This is a genomic window from Rhodococcus sp. NPDC003383 (assembly GCF_053589115.1).
In genome coordinates, this window is the sequence record NZ_JBSFRG010000011.1 from 1 (window position 1) to 16,153 (window position 16,153).

Here is a 16,153-nt window from a genome sequence, read left to right on the forward strand (position 1 = left end):
ACGGCCGTATGCTTGATCGATTTCATGCGTTCTCCGGTTCTAGCGACACGCCCGCGATGCAGCGCATCGGTCGGGCACGGGATCGAGTTCACGGCACCACAGCCCCTCCTGCTGGGTCGGCTTCCACATGTTGCGCTGCTCGCCTTCCCACGGTCCCGGATCCTTGGTGGTGTCCGAGCCGAGACCCCAGCACTTGCCGACCTTGTCCGCGACGTCCTGACCGATCAGATCGGCGACCCAGCCGTTCATGGACCCGTAACCGGTGGCGTAGACGACGAGGTCGGCTTCGAGTTCGGTGCCGTCCTCGAGGATCACGCTGTGTTCGGTCAGCTCCCGCACGTTGCCGTGGGCGAGTTTGATGTCGCCGTTCGCGACGAGTTCGGATGCACCGACGTCGATGTAGTAGCCCGATGCCCGGCGCAGGTACTTCATGAACAGGCCGGAGCCGTCGTCGCCCCAGTCGTGCCGGAACCCGGCCTTTTCGAGCCGGTCGTAGAAGTCGGCGTCGCGTTCCCGGATCTTGTCGTAGACGGGGATCTGGAACTCGTGCATGATCCGGTACGGCAGCGACGCGAACGCCAGGTCGGCCTTGTGGGTGGTTACGCCGGCCGCGAGCGCCCGCTCCGAGTAGAGGTCGCCGAGGCCGAGCTCCATGAGCGATTCGGACTTGACGATGTGCGTGGACGACCGCTGCACCATCGTCACGTCCGCCCCGACCTCCCACAACGCACCGCAGATGTCGTGCGCGGAGTTGTTCGCGCCGATCACCACGGCCTTCTTGCCCGCGTAGGCGTCGGGTCCCGGGTGTCGGCTCGAATGGTGCTGTTCGCCCTGGAACCGGTCCATGCCCGGGAACGACGGAATGTTGGGCTTGCCGGACATCCCGGTGGCGATCACGAGCTGCTTCGGGCGCAACACCAGCGGCTGCCCGTCGCGTTCGATGTGGACGGTCCACTCCCCCGCCGCCTCGTCGTAGGACGCCGACGTGCACGTCGTCTTCGACCAGTACGGCACCTCCATGACCCGGGTGTACATCTCGAGCCAGTCGCCGATCTTGTCCTTCGGCGCGAACACCGGCCAGTTGTCGGGGAACGGCAGGTACGGCAGGTGGTCGTACCAGACCGGATCGTGCAGGCACAGCGACTTGTACCGGCCGCGCCACTGGTCGCCGGGCCGGTCGTGCTTGTCCAGCACCAGGGTGGGCACACCGAGCTGCCGCATGCGCGCGCCGAGCGCAATTCCGCCCTGACCACCGCCGACGATCACGACGTACGGCTGGCGGGTGTACCCGAGTTCGCGTTCCTCCGCCTCGCGCTGCTCGGACCAGGTCACCCGGTTCCGGTCGGCACCGTGGGTGGTGCCGCGCGGGCGCCGCACGCCCTTGCCCTCCTCGTGTCCGGTCAGCTCCTGCAGCGTCGTGAGCAGCGTCCACGCGCCCTCCTCGACGAGGCGCAGGTGCCCTTCCCCGCGTCCGGTCGCGGTCTCGAACGCGATCCACGCGCTGACGACACCGTCCTCCTCGGTGGGTGGCTCGGTGGTGCGGAAGCCGCGTGGGTCGGTGTCGTCGAGCCGCTCGTGCAGCATGTTCGCGACACCGTCGCGGCCCTCGACCGTCTTGAGGTTCCAGGTGAAGGCGACCAGGTCGCGCCAGAAGCTGTCGGTGGCGAACATGCCCGCTGCGGCGTCGACGTCGCGGGAGGCGAGCGCGGCCTCGAAATCGTGCAGCCACTGGTCGACGCGTCGCTGCGGGTCGAGGCCCTGGTCGGTGGGCTGCTCGAGGATGTCGGTCATGGCGGATCCCCTTCCGGTCGTTGTTGTGATCCAGCACACAGCCGAGCACGGGGTTGCTGCAATCGTTGCATCACGTTGCACGGCGCGGACGCGCGCTTGTGGCGCAGACCACAGCGCGGCGCCTATGCTCCGGGGGATACCCGGAGACCGGAGAGGAACCGTGAGCAGTTTCAGCGCGATCGCACCCGGCACCGATCTGCCGCGTCACGCACGCGACCTCGTCCGGATGCACGACGCGGTGATCGGCGGGGGCAAACCCGCGATGCGTCCCCGCGCGGTCGTCGCCCGCTCGTGGTCGCGGGTCTTTGAGACCGGACTCGACCCGTCCGGCGGCAACGTCCGCATCCCCTTTCCGGTCGAGGAGGTCGAACGCCGCCGCCGGCAGTCGCCGCTGTCCACCGTGATCGGCGACCTCACGCAGATCGTCGCGCCGGTGGCTGATGCGTCGCAGCTGCTTCTGGTGGTGACAGACGCCGACGGAGTGATCCTGTGGCGCAACGGTTCCGCGCGGATCCGGGCTCGCGCCGACGCTCTCGGGTTCCGTGAGGGATCCGTGTGGACCGAATCCGCCGTGGGCACCAACGCGATCGGAACGGCACTTGCCGAAGCCGCTCCGGTCCAACTGTTTTCGGGTGAGCACTTCGAGCAGAGCCAACATCCCTGGTACTGCACGGCGGCACCCGTCCACGACCCGATCAGCGGTGAGCTGCTCGGCATCGTCGACGTCAGCGGCCCGGCGCTGACGCTGCATCCGGCGATCAGCGCGCTGGTCGACACCGCGGTGCGGCTGGCCGAATCCCAGCTGTGGCGGCGGCACGAGCAACGCCTCGACCATCTGCGCACCCGTGCGGCGCCGGTGCTCGCGTCGGTCAGTGGACCGTTACTACTCGTCGACGACCACGGATGGGTCGCGCACGCCTCGGGAGTCGCGACCACCGGACGAGTCGCCGCCCCGCGGGGCGACCGGCCGATCACCGTCCCCGGCCTCGGGCTGTGCATGCCGGAGCAGCTCTCCCACGGGTGGCTGATCCGCCCTGCCGAGCGGACGTCGAGAATCTCGATGACACTTCGCCTTTCGTCGACTCCCTCGGTGGAGGTGACCGGCGCGGACTCCTCGTGGCACAGTTCCGTGACGGTGCGGCACGCCGAGATCCTGCTACTGCTGCACCGCCACGGCCCCGCGGGAATGACGGTCACCGATCTCGGTCACGCATTGTTCGGCGACGCCGATCATGCCGTCGCGGTGCGCGCGGAGGTGTCGCGGTTGCGCCGCGCGCTCGGCACCGTGGTGGACAGCCGGCCCTACCGGCTGACGGAGTCCGTCGATCTCGTCGTCGAAACGCCCGGCGCGGAGCGCCTCTCCGAATGTGCGTTCGTGCGCCGGTCGACGAGCCCCGGGGTGCGGGCACTGGCCACGTGAATGTCCATTGCATCGGACCACGAGGACCCGACAAGAATGGGGTCTTTCCGAATGGCCGACCACATGGATGACGCCACCTTCGCGCCGGCGCTCAGCACGCCGGCCCCGATGTGCACCCGTGTCGATCACGAGGACCGATAGTGAGGGAATCGCGAGGTCCCTCTCTCTCGAAGTCGGCACTCGGCATTACACAGCCTGGATCGGCGCGATGGTCCTCCTCGTCGCAGAAATGATCTTGTCGAGCCACGCATCGTCCCCCAGCGCCCGGCGCAACGGCTCGTTGGGTAGCTCGATGCTCACAGGGAGTCCTTCAGGTAGCGCAGAACAGATTCCGCGCAAGTCGATCCCGCCTGTTCCGGGCACGAGCCGTTCTTCACGAGCCTGCCGGATCAGTTCAACGTCGTCTGTCGGAGCCGGCAGGGACCCGTCGCATATCTGCACATAGTGCAACCATTCCCGAGGAATCGCTGCGAGATCGTCGAGGGTCGTGCTCGACCGGTCCGTGTGCAGGGCGTCGACGAGCACACTACGTGCGGGTCCGTCGGCCTGCGAGACGATGTCGACTGCAGCTTCGGCGTCGGGAACCGCTGTCCAAGGCATGAATTCGAGACTTGCGACGATGCCGTATTCGGCGCACACCTGCGCCAGCCGCGCGTACGAGTCGGCCAACCGTGCACGGTCGGGGTCGTCGCCGCCGACCAGTACGGCCCGCGCCCCGAGCCGCGCGCCTGCCTCGAGCAGGGGCCGGTAGGCAGAAGTGTCGAAACCCTCTGCGATGCGGATGATCTCGAGGTCGAAGACCTCGATGGGCGAATCCGCGAGTCGGCGTACGAGAGCATCGAGTTCGGTGGGATTCTCGTGCAGTGGGTACGCGGTGGTACCGGGCGCGGCGGGCAGCAGCCGCAAACCGACGGTGTCGAAGCCGTGTCGTTCGGCGAGATCGACATGCTGCAGCGGCGGGATGTCCAGGACGGTGAGGGCGGCGAGTCCGAGCAGGGCGGTCATCGGGAGACTCCTGTGGTCGAGGCGAGTCGGCGTCCGGTGAGGTAGCCGAAGGTCATGGCGGGGCCGAGGTTGATTCCGCCGGAGGGATAGTGACCGCCCATCACGCTCGCCTGGTCCACCCCCACGGCGAAGAGACCGTCGATCGGCGCGTCGCCGGAGTCGAGCACGCGGGACTGCGCGTCGGTGACGAGCCCGGCAAACGTGCCGAAGCTGCCGGGGACCACCTTCACCGCGTAGAACGGGCCCTTCTCGAGCGGCGCGAGCGATGGATTGGGCCACGGGTTGCCGACATCCCCCGACCGGACGTTGAACGGGGTCGATCCGCGGCCGAACTCGGGATCTGTCCCGGCCCGGGCGTTCTCGTTGAACACGGCGACGGTCTTGTCGAGTCCGTCCGGGTCGACACCGATCTTCGCGGCGAGTTCCCGGAGGGTGGCGGCGCGGGTGAGGTACCCGGACCGCAGGTACGGCCAGGTGGGGATCGGGAACGGCTTGGCCATCCCCAGCGGGTAGTACTTCATGTATCGCGCGTCGGCGATCAGCCATGAGCACACCTCGTCACCGTCCGGGACCTGTTCGATCATGGCGAGCGTGTAGTCGTGGTACCCGAGCGCCTCGTTGACGAACCGGCGGCCGTCGGCCAGCACACCGATGGCGCCCGGCTTGGCGCGGTCCATGATGTGCGGGAAGACACCCTGCTTACCGTTGCGGTATCGGACCAGGGAGACGGGGCAGTACGCGACGGGCGACGCGAGCGTTCGGTCCAGGCGCCCACCGACCGATTCACCCAGTGAGATCCCGTCACCGGTGGTGGTCGGCGGGGTGAGGGTCCAGTGCTCGCGTCCGGTGGGTGTGCGCGGGAACAGTTCCCTGCGCCGATCGAGGTCGTGGGTGAATCCGCCGGTCGCGAGGACGACACCCCGACGGGCCGTGACGGTGTACTGCCCGCCGGGACCGGTGAGGCGGACTCCGGTCACCCGGCCGTCGTCGGTGGTGAGCGCGGTGGCCGCGGTGGACACCCGGAACTCGACCCCGGCGTCGAGCGCCGAGCGCAACAGGCGACCGACGAGCGCGGTGCCGTTGACCAGTTGCTGACCGCGACGCTTGGTGACGAGGTCGAACATGTGCGTGGTGACACGACGCGCGCAGTATGCGAATGCCTTCGCCGAACGCGTCGAGTGCAGGAAGGCCTGCAGGTCGGGGCCGGCCATGATCCCCATGCCGAGGAACGAGGTCTCGTACAGCTGCCGGCGCAGCAGCGCCGCGACGTCGGGGCCGAGTGTGCGCAGGCTCACCGGTTTCGGCGCGACGGAACGATGCCCGGTGCCGGCACCGGGGGTGTCGCCGTGGATGTCGGCGATGCCGGCGCCGGCCACGAACTGCAGGGCCGTGCGCGTCTCGAAGAACTCGACCATCGCCGGGGCGCCGTCGAGCAGCGCGTCGACCTTGGCGGGGTCGAAGTTGTCGCGCAGCCGGTGTTCGAGATAGGTGCGCGGCAGGGCACGGTCCTCGTGGACGCCGTCGGCATGCGCGAACAGGTTGCGCGGGGTCCACATCCAGCCGCCGGACCATGCGGTGGCGCCGCCGCACACGGCGGCCTTCTCCACCACCAGGACCGACGCGCCGCCGTGCGCGGCCGTGACGGCGGTGGACAGCCCGCCGGCGCCGGACCCGACGACCACTACGTCGAAGGTGTTCCCGTCGGTGAAAGATGCGGGGGTCATCGGTTCTCCTCGGTTGTGGACACGAGTGCAGGGGCCGGCGCGACCGGCCGACCGGTGCGGGCGGATTCGTAGACGGCTTCGATCACGGCGAGCGATGTGCGGGCGTCGCGGCCGGTGACGGCGGGTGGGCGGCCGGTGCGGACGGCGTCGGCGAAGTCCTGCACCTGCAGGGTGTGGAAGTCGGTGAGGCCTGCGTTGACGTCCTCGACGTCGAGGTTGGCGTGGGTGGCGCTGTCGTAGGGGGTGTTCAGCGCGAGTTCGCCGGGCAGCGTCCACAATTCGTTCACGCCTTCGCGACCCTCGGGGAATTCGAGCACGCTCGCGACGGCTCCGGTCGCCCCGATGACGGTGACCCGGTTGCCGAGGTTGTGGTTGACGCCGGTGGTGGCGGTGATCGTCGCGGTGCCCCCGGACGCGAACGTGACCACCGCCGAGGCGGTGTCCTCGGTTTCGATGTGGTCGCCGTGGAAACGGGTGCCGATACCACCGGTCACCGAGACGGGTTCGCCCATGAACCACTGCAGCATGTCGATCTGGTGCACGGCCTGCGTCATGAGCACGCCACCGCCGTCGGTGTCCCAACGGCCCCGCCAGGCATCGGCCGAGTAGTAGCTCGACGGACGGTGCAGCAGCACCGACACCTCTCCGAGCACCGGGACGCCGAGCCGGCCGTCGTCGATCGCGGCCTTGATACGCCGGGCCGCGGGCCAGAAGCGCCGTTGGAACAATACCGCGAACGTGATGCCGGCGCGGTCCGCGGCGGCGATCATGCGGTCCGCAGCGGCCACGTCCACCGCGATCGGCTTCTCGCACAGCACATGGATGCCGGCCTCGGCCGCGGCGACGACGATCTGCTCGTGCACGGGATGCGGGGTGCATACGGTGCAGGCGTCGAGGCCGAGCGCGAACAACTTCTCCACCGAGCCGACGGCGTGGGCGATGCCGTGCCGCCGCGCGAACGCGGTGGCCCGATCCGGGTCGGCGTCGGCGCAACCCACCACCTCGACGCCGGGACTCTGCTGCAGGGCCCGGGCATGGTTACCGGCGATACGTCCGCATCCGACGATGCCTGTACGCAGCGACATCAGAAGTGCTCCTCTCGTTCGACATCGCGTGCGGCGCTCTCGCCGCGATCGAGGTCGTCGAGCGCCGCGACGTCGGCGGGTTCGAGCCGCACGTGGGCTGCGGCGAGGTTCTCCGCCTGTCGCTGCGGGTTCGCCGAGCGGGCGATGGGAACCACGTCGTGCGCGCGGTGCCACGCGAGGATCACCTGGGCTGCCGTGATGCCGAGGCGGTCGGCGATCGCGGTGACGACCGGCGAGCGCAGCGTCTCACCCCGCCCGAGTGGGCTCCACGACTGGGTGAACACGCCGAGTTCGTTGTCGGCGCGGCGCACCGGAACCCGGGCGAGTGTCGGGTCCATTTGAATCTGATTGACCGCGGGCGCTTCACCGGTTTCGGAAACGACCCGGCGCAGGTGGTGTTCGAGGAAGTTGGACACGCCCGCGTACCGGACGAGACCCGCGTCGCGGCACTCGAGGATCCCTTCGAAGGCGGCAACATAGCGGTCGAGGCGCGGCAACGGCCAGTGGATGAGGAACAGGTCGAGGTAGTCGAGACCCAACCGCTCGAGGCTGCGTTCGACGGCGCCGCGGATGTCGCCCGAAACATGGTCACTGCCACGTAGTTTCGTGGTGACGAACAGCTCGTCACGGGCCACACCGCACGTGGTGAGGGCCGTACCGACGGCGTCCTCGTTGTCGTAGATCGTGGCGGTGTCGATCAGTCGGTAGCCGGCTTCGATGCCGGCGAGCACGGCGGCGGTCGCATCCGGCCCGACCAGCGGCCAGGTACCCAGGCCGACCGGTGGCAGTGCATCGCGCACGTCGGTGCCGTAGATCTTTGCGGCTGTGCCGATTTCGGGTTTCATGCGAGGGCCTCGACTCGGGTACGTGCGGATGCGGTGATACGGGCGGTGACGTCGGCGGCGGTGACGATGGCGGCGTGGATGGATCCGCCGTCACCGCTCGCGTCGCCCACACTGTGGACGCCGAGGCGCGGGGCGAGCCGGCGCAGCGCGGTGAGCAGGTCGGTGCGGGGTTCGATGCCCTGGGAAACGAGCAGCTCACCCGGGGCGGACACCGTGGATTCGGTGCCGTTCGTGGAGATCACCACGTGGTCCGCCTCGACGCGGGTGACGATCGACGACAGGTGGGCGGTGAAGTTCGCGGCCGCGGCCAGCCTCGGCAGCAGCACGATCTTGGCGCGCCGGCCGACATCGTGGGCGATGGTTTCCTGCGGGCCGATCATGACGACCTGCGTGCCCTTCTGCAGCAGGTCGTCGGCCACCGCCGCGGCTTCGCGGTCGGCACCGAAGATGGTGATCGACGCCGGTGCCGGATCTCCGGAGGCGAGATAGTCGCGCACATCCCGCACGCGACGGGTCTCCAGACCGGGCACGTCCAGCGCGGGACCGCGGCCGCCGGTCGCGAGGACGATCGCGTCGAAGTCCTCGGCGGCCAGGGTGTCCGCCTCGACGCGGACACCGGTGTGGCACGTTACGTCCAGATCGGCGAGCTCGGCGAGATACCAGTCGACGATGCGGCGGTACTCCGGGTACTCGTGCAGGGCCGAGGCCAGCGCGAAATCGCCTCCGAGCGTGTCACGTTCGTCGTAGAGATCCACGCGGTGTCCGGCGGTCGCGAGTTCCCGGGCCGCCGACAGGCCCGCGGGTCCACCTCCGATCACCGCAACCCGGACCGGGATGCCGGCGGCTTCGGTGGGCTGCTCGAGTTCACGACCCACCCACGGGTTGACCGAGCACGGTACGGGCCCGGCGGCCAGGCTGTCGATGCAGTAGTTGCAGGCGATGCACGGTCGGTACCGGCTGCCGGCGAGTGCACGGTTCGGGAACTCGGGGTCGGCGTGCAGGGTGCGGGCCATGCTCACGAAATCGGCCTGACCCGAGGCGATGATGTGTTCTGCGGCCTCGGGGGTGCTGATGCGGCCGGCGACGCCGACCGGGATGTCGAAATCGCGCGTGTACGGCGCGGCGTGGGGCGCCAGGAGGCCGCGAGGCCATTCGCCCGGCTGGATGATCCACTGGCCCGCTTCGTAATTGCCCGCCGACACGTCGAGGAAGTCGAGGCGGTGGGTGTCGATCGCGTCGATGCGCTCGCGGGTGGACCGCGCGTCGAGGCCGCCGTCGACGCCTTCGAATGCGGAGAAGCGCAGCCCCAGGGCCACCCCCGGAGCCATCGCCCGCACGGCGTCGATGACGCGGTTGACGAACAAGGTGGGCTCGGCCCACTTGTCGTTCCTCTTGTTGTAGGCGGGCGAGAGGAACTGGTGGATGAGATAGCCGTGTCCACCGTGCAGCGAAATCACGTCGACACCGGCCTTTTCGCACCGCGCCGCGGCTTCACCGAAGCATTCGATGATGTGCTCGATGTCGGCGTCGTCGAGTTGTTCGGGCATCTCGCCGCCCACCACCGTGCACGGGATCGGCGTCGGCGCGACGGGCACGAATCCGCTGACCGCGCCCTGTGCGGTGCGGCCGCCGTGGTTGAGTTCGACCCCGGCGAGTGCACCGTGGGCGTGCAGGGCGTCGGCCATCCGTGCGATGCCGGGGATGCGGTCGTCCTCGTCGACACCCATCTGCCGGATGCGTCCCTTGCCGTCGGCGCGCACGTAGCTGGCTTCGGTGAAAACCAGTGCCGCTCCCCCGGCGGCGCGGCGTTCGAGGTAGGCGATGTAGTCGTCGGTCATGGTGCCGTCGGGGGCGCAGTAGTTGCGTTCCATCGGTGCCGACACGAAGCGGTTGCGTAGCCGGACCGGCCCGAGGTCGAGGGGCCGGGCGAAGGCGGGGGTGGTCATCGCATCTCCTCGGTCGTCGGGGTTGCGGCCGAACCGGCCGAGGCGGCGGCGAGGTCTCGTTGTTCGATCAGGGCGCCGAGGTGGCGGCGCATACGGCCTGCGTCGGGGGTGACTCCGGTGAGCAGCGCGAACGTGTCGGCGGCCTGCGCCACGAGCATCTGCCCGCCGTCGAGCACCTCGCACCCGAGAGCTGTTGCAGCGGAGACGAGTTCGGTGCGCAGGGGCCGGTAGACGATGTCGACGACCCACTGGCCGGACCGCAGTGCGGCGGTGTCGAAGGGCGTTCCGGGGTGTCCGGTCATACCGATCGGCGTCGCGTTCACCACCCCATGGCACGTCTGCAGCGCCGTGGCGACGTCCGCGGCCGCGACCGGCGTGACCGACGCCGCCGGGAACGCCGCGGCGACCCGGATGCAGACATCTGCGGCGCGGGCCGGGTCGACGTCCGAGATGCTCAGTTCGTTCACGCCCGCTGCGCCGAGCGCGTATGCGACGGCGGAGCCGGCCCCGCCCGCCCCCACGAGGAGCACCGAGTCCAGCGCGGCACCGGGAAGTCCCCGCTGCAGGGCCGCAAGGAACCCGCTGTGGTCGGTGTTGTGTCCGATCAGCCGGCCGTCGCGGACGACGACGGTGTTGACGGCGCCGAGCAGCCGGGCGGTGTCGGACAGTTCGTCGAGGGCCGGGATGACGAGCTGCTTGCACGGGTGGGTGATGTTCAGCCCGGTGTAACCCTTGCGCACGGCGGCGCGGACGAACTCGGCGGTGTGCGCGACCGGCACGGTCCGCGTGTCGAGGTCGAGCAGGTCGTAACGGTAGCCGGTGAGCCCGAGTTCGGCGGCTTCGCGTTCGTGGAGTGCGGGTGAGAGCGATGAGGCGATACCGGCACCGACGAGTCCGATGCGGTGCGCAGCAGTGGTGGACACGATGTGCTCCTCCATGGGGTGTGCCTCGGTGCCCGGATCGAGCACCGAGGCGGATCGGTCGGTCAGGCGTCGGTGCGAACGAGGCTGTTTGCCGCGACCGCCGGTACCGGGCGCTTCGGTTCTCCGAGTTCCTCGGTGGGCGTGCGATACGTCTCGGGTCCGGTCAGTGCCGCGGCCGCGGCGAGCACCGCGAAGCCCATGCACATCGACGCGACCGGGACCCAGTTCGCGGCGTCGCCGGCCGACAGGATCTGGGCGACGGCCGGGGTGAAGCCCGCTACGAGCAGTCCGAGCATGAGGCTCACCGCCATGCCCGTGTAGCGGACCCTGGCCGGGAACTGCTCGGGGAAGTACGCGGGGTAGATGCCGTTGGGCATCGCGTAGAAGAAGCCGATGAGAACGATTCCGCTGGCGAACACCATTGCCGTGCTTCCGGTTCCGATCGCGTGGAAGAAGGCGAAGACCATGGCGCCCGAACCGAGGGCACCGAACACGAATACCGGCTTGCGGCCGATGCGGTCGGCGAGGATGCCGAAGAGCGGCTGGGTGAGTACGGCGACGAAGTTGGCAGCGGCGATCGCCCACAGGATCGTCGAGCGTTCCATGTCCTGGACGCCCACGGCGTAGGCGAGGGCGAAGACGTTGACGATGGTGTTGATCATCGCGAACGTGGCGCTGAGGGCGATACGGATCACCGCGCGCCAGTGGGAGCGGAACGTTTCCACGACCGGCAACGCCGCCGTGTCCCCGCTCTCCTGAATCTCCTCGAAGACTTCGGGTTCGTCGAGCTTGCGGCGCAACCACATTGCCACGACGGTGACGACGATGCTGAGCCAGAACGGTACCCGCCAGCCCCACGAGTAGAGGGCGTCGTCGGGCAGCGAGGCCACGGGGATGAAGACGAGGCTCGAGATGACGATGCCGAACATGATGCCGCTCATCGTGAACGAGGTGAAGAATGCCCGGCGACGCGCGGGGGCGTGTTCGAGGGTGAGCGACGACGACCCCGGTGATTCACCGCCGGCGGACAGGCCCTGGAGCAACCGGAGCAGCACCAGGATCACGGGTGCGGCCATGCCGATCTGGTCGTAGGTGGGCAGACAGCCGATGACGAAGGTCGAGATGCCCATCGTGAGCAGGCACGCCAGGAGGGCGTTTCGGCGGCCGAACTTGTCGCCCCAGTGTCCCCACAGCACCGCGCCGAGGGGGCGGGCGACGTAGGCGACGCCGAGGGTGCTGATCGACAGCAGGGTTGCGGTCGCGCCGCCGCCGGGGAAGAAGATGTGCCCGAAGACCAGGGCCGCGGCGGAGCCGTAGATGAAGAAGTCGTAGTACTCGAGGGTGCTGCCCAGGAAGCCGGAGATGGCGGCCCTGCGGGCGTTGGCAGCGCGGTGCCCGTCGCGATCCGATGTGTGACTGTTCGTCATGGGTTTCCTTTCGTCCCAGAATCCGACGAACACGGAGGGCCGATCCGCTGAGACGGCCCTCACACTCGCCGGGACGAACCGAGACTGTCACGCAAGACTATGTGGCGTCCAACACCGAAAAAGTCTTTGAAAAAGACCATTTGCATCTTAATCGGGGGTCGGGAGGATCTCCTCGGCAAGCCGGAGCGCGACCTCGAGCGCGGGCGACACCCGCTTGGGCGACCACCCGAGACCGTGCAGCATGTAGACCGGCTCGCCCGTCAGGGGCACGAACACCGTGCCCGGTGGGGCGATCGGCGCCATGCCCGAGGTCATGAGCGCGACGCCGACGCCGGTCGAGACGAGCAGCAGGATCATGTACGGATCGGTGATCTCCTGGACCACCCGCGGACGGAATCCGGCGTCGAGGCACGCCCGCATCGTGACCTCCTGCAGCGACGATCCCGCCGAGATCGGCGTGGTGATGAACCCGTCCTCGGCGAGATCGCGCAGCTCGATCGCGGTCTCGCCCGCCAGCGGGTGGTCGACCGGCAGCACCGCACCGAACGGCTCGCGCCGGATCAGCCGGGCACTGACACCCGCCGATTGCACGGGCATGCCGACGAACGCGAGATCCAGTGCGCCACTTTCCAGTTGCGCGACTGCATCGCGGGTCATGATGCGGCCGACCAGGGTGAGTTCGATGTCGGGATATCGCTGCCGCAGCGCCCGGGTCAGCGGCGGGAGCGACAGGTGGTTGAGCACACCCGTGAATCCGATCTTGATGCGCCCGTACACGCCTCCCGCGGACGCGCGGGTGGCCTGGCGTGCGGTCTCGACGCTCTCGAGAATGTGGTACGCGTGCGGCAGGAACGCATGACCACCCGCCGTGAGCGCCACACTGCGGGTGTTGCGTTCGAACAGCGGTACGCCGATGTCCTTCTCGAGCTTGCGCACGGTCTGGCTCAGCGGGGACTGCGCCATCTGCAACCGCGCGGCGGCCCGCCCGAAATGCAACTCTTCGGCGACGGCAACGAATGCCTGCACCCAACGGATCTCCACGGGACCCTCTCCTTCGGCGGGTTGACGGCCACGCCGCAGCCGTATATTCATCTTGAATACAGTGCGAACCTTATTGTTTCGATATCGCACATAGATTGAGACTACTCCCCACATACCCGATCCCCAGATACCCGAGGAGATATCCATGTCCACATACCCATCGGGCGCCATCGCCCTCGTCACGGGCGGCGCCGGCGGCATCGGCGCGGCGTGCGCAAAACGCCTGGCCGACGCAGGCGTTCGCGTCGTCACCGCCGACCTCGCGCCCGGCGCCGACGAGCACCTCGACGTCACCGATCCGGAGGCGGTCGACCGGTTACGGTCGCGCGTGGGCCGCGTCGACATCCTCGTCAACAGCGCCGGGATCGTCGGCCCGTCGGCGCTACTCGTCGACACCGACCTCGCCGGCTGGCACCGCACCTTCCGCGTCAACGTCGACGGCACGTTCCTGATGTGCCGCGCGTTCGTGCCCGGGATGATCGACGCCGGCTGGGGCCGCGTCGTGAACCTTGCAAGCATCGCAGCCAAGGACGGAAACCCCTACCAGAGCGCCTATTCGGCTTCGAAGGCCGCCGTGATCGCCCTGACCAAGTCACTGGGCAAGGAGGTCGCGACGTCCGGCGTGCTCGCCAACGCCGTCGCCCCCGCTGCGGTGGAGACCCCGATGAACGCCGACACCGATCCCGCGATCATCGCCCGATCGCAGAGCCTCACCCCGATGGGGCGGATGGGACGGCCCGAGGAGATCGCCGAACTGGTCGCGTGGTTGTCGTCGGAGGCGCTGAGTTTCTCCACCGGTGCCGTGTACGACGCCAGCGGCGGGCGCGCGTCGTACTGACCGGCCATCCCGAACCGACTCCGCCGTCGCCAGGGATCTCCGGCGTTCGCACATCCCACTGGCGAGCGGCGGGCCCCGCGCATCCGGGACCGCCGGCTACCGTCGCACGCATTAACTCGTCGAAGAACGTGATATCGGCCGGGCTACCCGCTGAAACCCTCACCCGCCGTCGAACGGTCGTGCTGCGTGAAGGTCATCGCGATATGCCGACCGCGGGCGACCTTGTTCAACATGGCCACCCGTTCGCGCGCGGCTGCCCCGCTTCTGTTCCTGCGCTCGCGGATGGGGTTGGACCAGGGAACGCTGTCGGCCAGCCTGGCGAGAGCTACGTTCAATCCGGTGAGATGCGCGAACCAGCGCACTCGGCGTTCGAAGTTGTATCCGAGCGGCTCGAAGTGCGTGCCCTCCACCATGGCTTCGATCTGCTTGTACCCGAACACCACTCCTGCCGGCGCGAGAGCGATGGTGGCGATGATCTGATCGGCGTACCGGGACACCCATTTCTTGACCACACCGGGAAGCGTGTCCGTCAGGGTCTCCACGTGTGCGGGACCGGCAATGGCATCGACGAGTTCAGCACGCCAGGGCGAAGGGTTACCGCCCCTTGCGAGAACATAATTCAGCGATTTGATGAGTTCCACACCGTTCGCGGAGTGGAGCAGTTCGGGAGCTCCCCACAAACGCGCGGAGTAGGAGGAATATTCGGCGAGATCCTCGAGTTGTTGCGCGGTCAACCTGCGCCCGAACGCGTGGTCGACGAGCCGTCCGAGCAACATGCCGCTGCCGAATCCGAGCAACGATGTCGCAGGAATCGGTTCTCCGAATTTGAGATAGACGTCGTCACCCCATTTTCTGCGTAGCCCACGACTGGCCAGTGCGTGCATCAACCGCACGCGCACCACGTCCTGGAATGCCTCGGAACGGCGATCGAAAATTTCCGGCAGCCTGAACTCGGCAAATACCCGGGCTGTTTCGATGAAGCGGCGCGGACCGTCGTCCGCGAATCGTCCCGTGGCACCGGTGGCAGCGGAAATGTCACCGGTCATTGCTGTTTCGTACAGTGCCCACCCTTTGATGATCGACGTGGCACTCCAGGTAGCCGCCATCGCCAGCATCCGTCCCCGTTCGGCAGCGACGAGATCGAATTGGGCAGGCAGCTGATCGAGATGCTCGAAGAGCTCGACGAACTCGTGCGGGGGATTTTCGAGCGTTTCGATGCCCTGGGTGAGAGCCTGCTCGAACAGCGCGCGGCCCTGCTCATGACCGAGTCGCTCGAACGCCTCGACCACGCCGATCATGTGCTCGTCGCGTTGCCAGAAATAGTCGTCACGCAGGCGCGTGAGGTCGTTGGGTTCGACTTCCCGGTCGATGTCTATCCAGTCGCCGAACATGATTTCGCGCATGTGACGCCACTGATCGGCGAAGTGGTCCCGACCGGGTGGGATGGGCCGTAACGGCCGATCGGGACAATCTCGCCGGTTGAAGTCGACATCTTCGAGGAGGATCTCTGAGCGCTCGTTGGTCGTAGTCATGAAAACCACCCCCACGTAGCACTTTCAGGCAGTGTCGCACACGGCATCACCATTTGAAAACAGGTGATGTCAGTTTCGTTGCGTGTTTCTTCCGATGCGATCTGCAGTGGTCGACGCGCTCACTTCCGGACGAGCCCCGTCACGGCCGGAACCGTCAGTGCGTGAAGCTGTCCCAGTCGACGGCAGCGTCGATCGGCTGCGTGTTGTTCTGCGTGGCCTCCCCGCTCTCGCGGGCCACCCCGGCGCGCAGACCGCAGTATTCGTTGACCTTGCCGACGACGACGCGATAGCTCTCCAGGTCGCGGGACGAGATGCCGTGGGGTTCGAGCAGGGAGAGGACGGTTTCGCCGCGCGCGGCGTCGTCCTGAGCGGCGAAGTCGTCGCACGTCGCGCCCGTGGCCGTGCCACCGCAGCCCGCCACGATCGCACCGAGAACGACCACCCCGGGAACGAACCCCGCGGCCACCACACGACTTCTCACAGACAACCCCTCGCATCTCCTCGACGGCACGACAGGAGACGATCTTGCCCGACCGGGCCGAGTGGGCTGCGCCGGGATCCCGGATCGCCGCGCGG

The 16,153-nt window shown here is 68.2% G+C and carries 12 protein-coding genes and 1 pseudogene; 2 read left to right on the plus strand and 11 right to left on the minus strand.

Features of this window, described 5'->3' with window-relative positions:
* Window positions 1-96 precede the first annotated feature (96 nt).
* Window positions 97-1,791, minus strand: a pseudogene (locus ACWDTS_RS11935) (NAD(P)-binding domain-containing protein); the annotation flags it as partial.
* A gap of 160 nt (window positions 1,792-1,951) precedes the next feature.
* On the opposite strand from ACWDTS_RS11935, the gene ACWDTS_RS11940 reads away from it, so the two are divergent.
* Complete coding sequence (locus ACWDTS_RS11940) at window positions 1,952-3,211, plus strand: GAF domain-containing protein (protein ID WP_450109183.1); 1,260 nt, start codon at window positions 1,952-1,954, stop codon at window positions 3,209-3,211.
* Between the two features lie 186 nt (window positions 3,212-3,397).
* On the opposite strand, the gene ACWDTS_RS11945 is transcribed toward ACWDTS_RS11940, so the two are convergent.
* The 8 genes from ACWDTS_RS11945 to ACWDTS_RS11980 all read right to left on the minus strand — a co-directional run bounded on the left by ACWDTS_RS11945 (window position 3,398) and on the right by ACWDTS_RS11980 (window position 13,207).
* A complete protein-coding gene (locus ACWDTS_RS11945) occupies window positions 3,398-4,216 on the minus strand; it encodes a sugar phosphate isomerase/epimerase family protein (RefSeq protein ID WP_450118253.1) in 819 nt (272 codons plus the stop codon).
* Window positions 4,213-5,940, minus strand: a complete 1,728-nt coding sequence (locus ACWDTS_RS11950; RefSeq protein WP_450118254.1) for an FAD-dependent oxidoreductase — start codon at window positions 5,938-5,940, stop codon at window positions 4,213-4,215. Before ACWDTS_RS11950 ends, ACWDTS_RS11945 begins: the two co-directional genes overlap by 4 nt.
* Window positions 5,937-7,025, minus strand: coding sequence for a Gfo/Idh/MocA family protein (locus ACWDTS_RS11955; protein WP_450118255.1), 1,089 nt, complete (start codon window positions 7,023-7,025; stop codon window positions 5,937-5,939). The genes ACWDTS_RS11950 and ACWDTS_RS11955 overlap by 4 nt, the downstream gene beginning before the upstream one ends.
* Window positions 7,025-7,870, minus strand: a complete 846-nt coding sequence (locus ACWDTS_RS11960) for an aldo/keto reductase (RefSeq protein ID WP_450109181.1) — start codon at window positions 7,868-7,870, stop codon at window positions 7,025-7,027. Before ACWDTS_RS11960 ends, ACWDTS_RS11955 begins: the two co-directional genes overlap by 1 nt.
* A complete protein-coding gene (locus ACWDTS_RS11965) occupies window positions 7,867-9,816 on the minus strand; it encodes an FAD-dependent oxidoreductase (protein ID WP_248675016.1) in 1,950 nt (649 codons plus the stop codon). The genes ACWDTS_RS11960 and ACWDTS_RS11965 overlap by 4 nt, the downstream gene beginning before the upstream one ends.
* Window positions 9,813-10,754 carry a shikimate dehydrogenase gene (locus ACWDTS_RS11970; RefSeq protein ID WP_450109180.1) on the minus strand — a complete coding sequence of 314 codons (942 nt, stop codon included), beginning with the start codon at window positions 10,752-10,754 and terminating at the stop codon, window positions 9,813-9,815. The genes ACWDTS_RS11965 and ACWDTS_RS11970 overlap by 4 nt, the downstream gene beginning before the upstream one ends.
* 47 nt (window positions 10,755-10,801) lie before the next feature.
* The gene (locus tag ACWDTS_RS11975; protein ID WP_248675017.1) at window positions 10,802-12,166 is read right to left on the minus strand and encodes an MFS transporter; all 1,365 of its coding nucleotides are present in this window, start codon (window positions 12,164-12,166) and stop codon (window positions 10,802-10,804) included.
* 147 nt (window positions 12,167-12,313) lie between these two features.
* Window positions 12,314-13,207 (minus strand): LysR substrate-binding domain-containing protein, encoded by an 894-nt coding sequence (locus tag ACWDTS_RS11980; RefSeq protein ID WP_197250459.1) that lies wholly within the window; start codon window positions 13,205-13,207, stop codon window positions 12,314-12,316.
* A 145-nt stretch (window positions 13,208-13,352) separates the two neighbouring features.
* On the opposite strand from ACWDTS_RS11980, the gene ACWDTS_RS11985 reads away from it, so the two are divergent.
* A complete protein-coding gene (locus ACWDTS_RS11985; RefSeq protein ID WP_197250460.1) occupies window positions 13,353-14,045 on the plus strand; it encodes an SDR family NAD(P)-dependent oxidoreductase in 693 nt (230 codons plus the stop codon).
* Between the two features lie 143 nt (window positions 14,046-14,188).
* Here ACWDTS_RS11985 and ACWDTS_RS11990 read toward each other — a convergent pair whose 3' ends face one another.
* Together ACWDTS_RS11990 and ACWDTS_RS11995 are read right to left on the minus strand one after the other, a co-directional pair.
* The gene (locus ACWDTS_RS11990) at window positions 14,189-15,577 is read right to left on the minus strand and encodes an oxygenase MpaB family protein (protein WP_197250461.1); all 1,389 of its coding nucleotides are present in this window, start codon (window positions 15,575-15,577) and stop codon (window positions 14,189-14,191) included.
* Window positions 15,578-15,731: 154 nt separating this feature from the next.
* A complete protein-coding gene (locus tag ACWDTS_RS11995; RefSeq protein ID WP_197250462.1) occupies window positions 15,732-16,058 on the minus strand; it encodes a hypothetical protein in 327 nt (108 codons plus the stop codon).
* Between the last annotated feature and the right edge of the window lie 95 nt (window positions 16,059-16,153).

Bases quoted from the DNA above. Each gene is read 5' to 3' on its own strand.
- ACWDTS_RS11970 (WP_450109180.1), bottom strand. From the start codon at position 10,754: ATGGAGGAGCACATCGTGTCCACCACTGCTGCGCACCGCATCGGACTC.
- ACWDTS_RS11955 (WP_450118255.1), bottom strand. From the start codon at position 7,025: ATGTCGCTGCGTACAGGCATCGTCGGATGCGGACGTATCGCCGGTAAC.
- ACWDTS_RS11985 (WP_197250460.1), top strand. From the start codon at position 13,353: ATGTCCACATACCCATCGGGCGCCATCGCCCTCGTCACGGGCGGCGCC.
- ACWDTS_RS11965 (WP_248675016.1), bottom strand. From the start codon at position 9,816: ATGACCACCCCCGCCTTCGCCCGGCCCCTCGACCTCGGGCCGGTCCGG.
- ACWDTS_RS11990 (WP_197250461.1), bottom strand. From the start codon at position 15,577: ATGACTACGACCAACGAGCGCTCAGAGATCCTCCTCGAAGATGTCGAC.
- ACWDTS_RS11960 (WP_450109181.1), bottom strand. From the start codon at position 7,870: ATGAAACCCGAAATCGGCACAGCCGCAAAGATCTACGGCACCGACGTG.
- ACWDTS_RS11945 (WP_450118253.1), bottom strand. From the start codon at position 4,216: ATGACCGCCCTGCTCGGACTCGCCGCCCTCACCGTCCTGGACATCCCG.
- ACWDTS_RS11950 (WP_450118254.1), bottom strand. From the start codon at position 5,940: ATGACCCCCGCATCTTTCACCGACGGGAACACCTTCGACGTAGTGGTC.
- ACWDTS_RS11975 (WP_248675017.1), bottom strand. From the start codon at position 12,166: ATGACGAACAGTCACACATCGGATCGCGACGGGCACCGCGCTGCCAAC.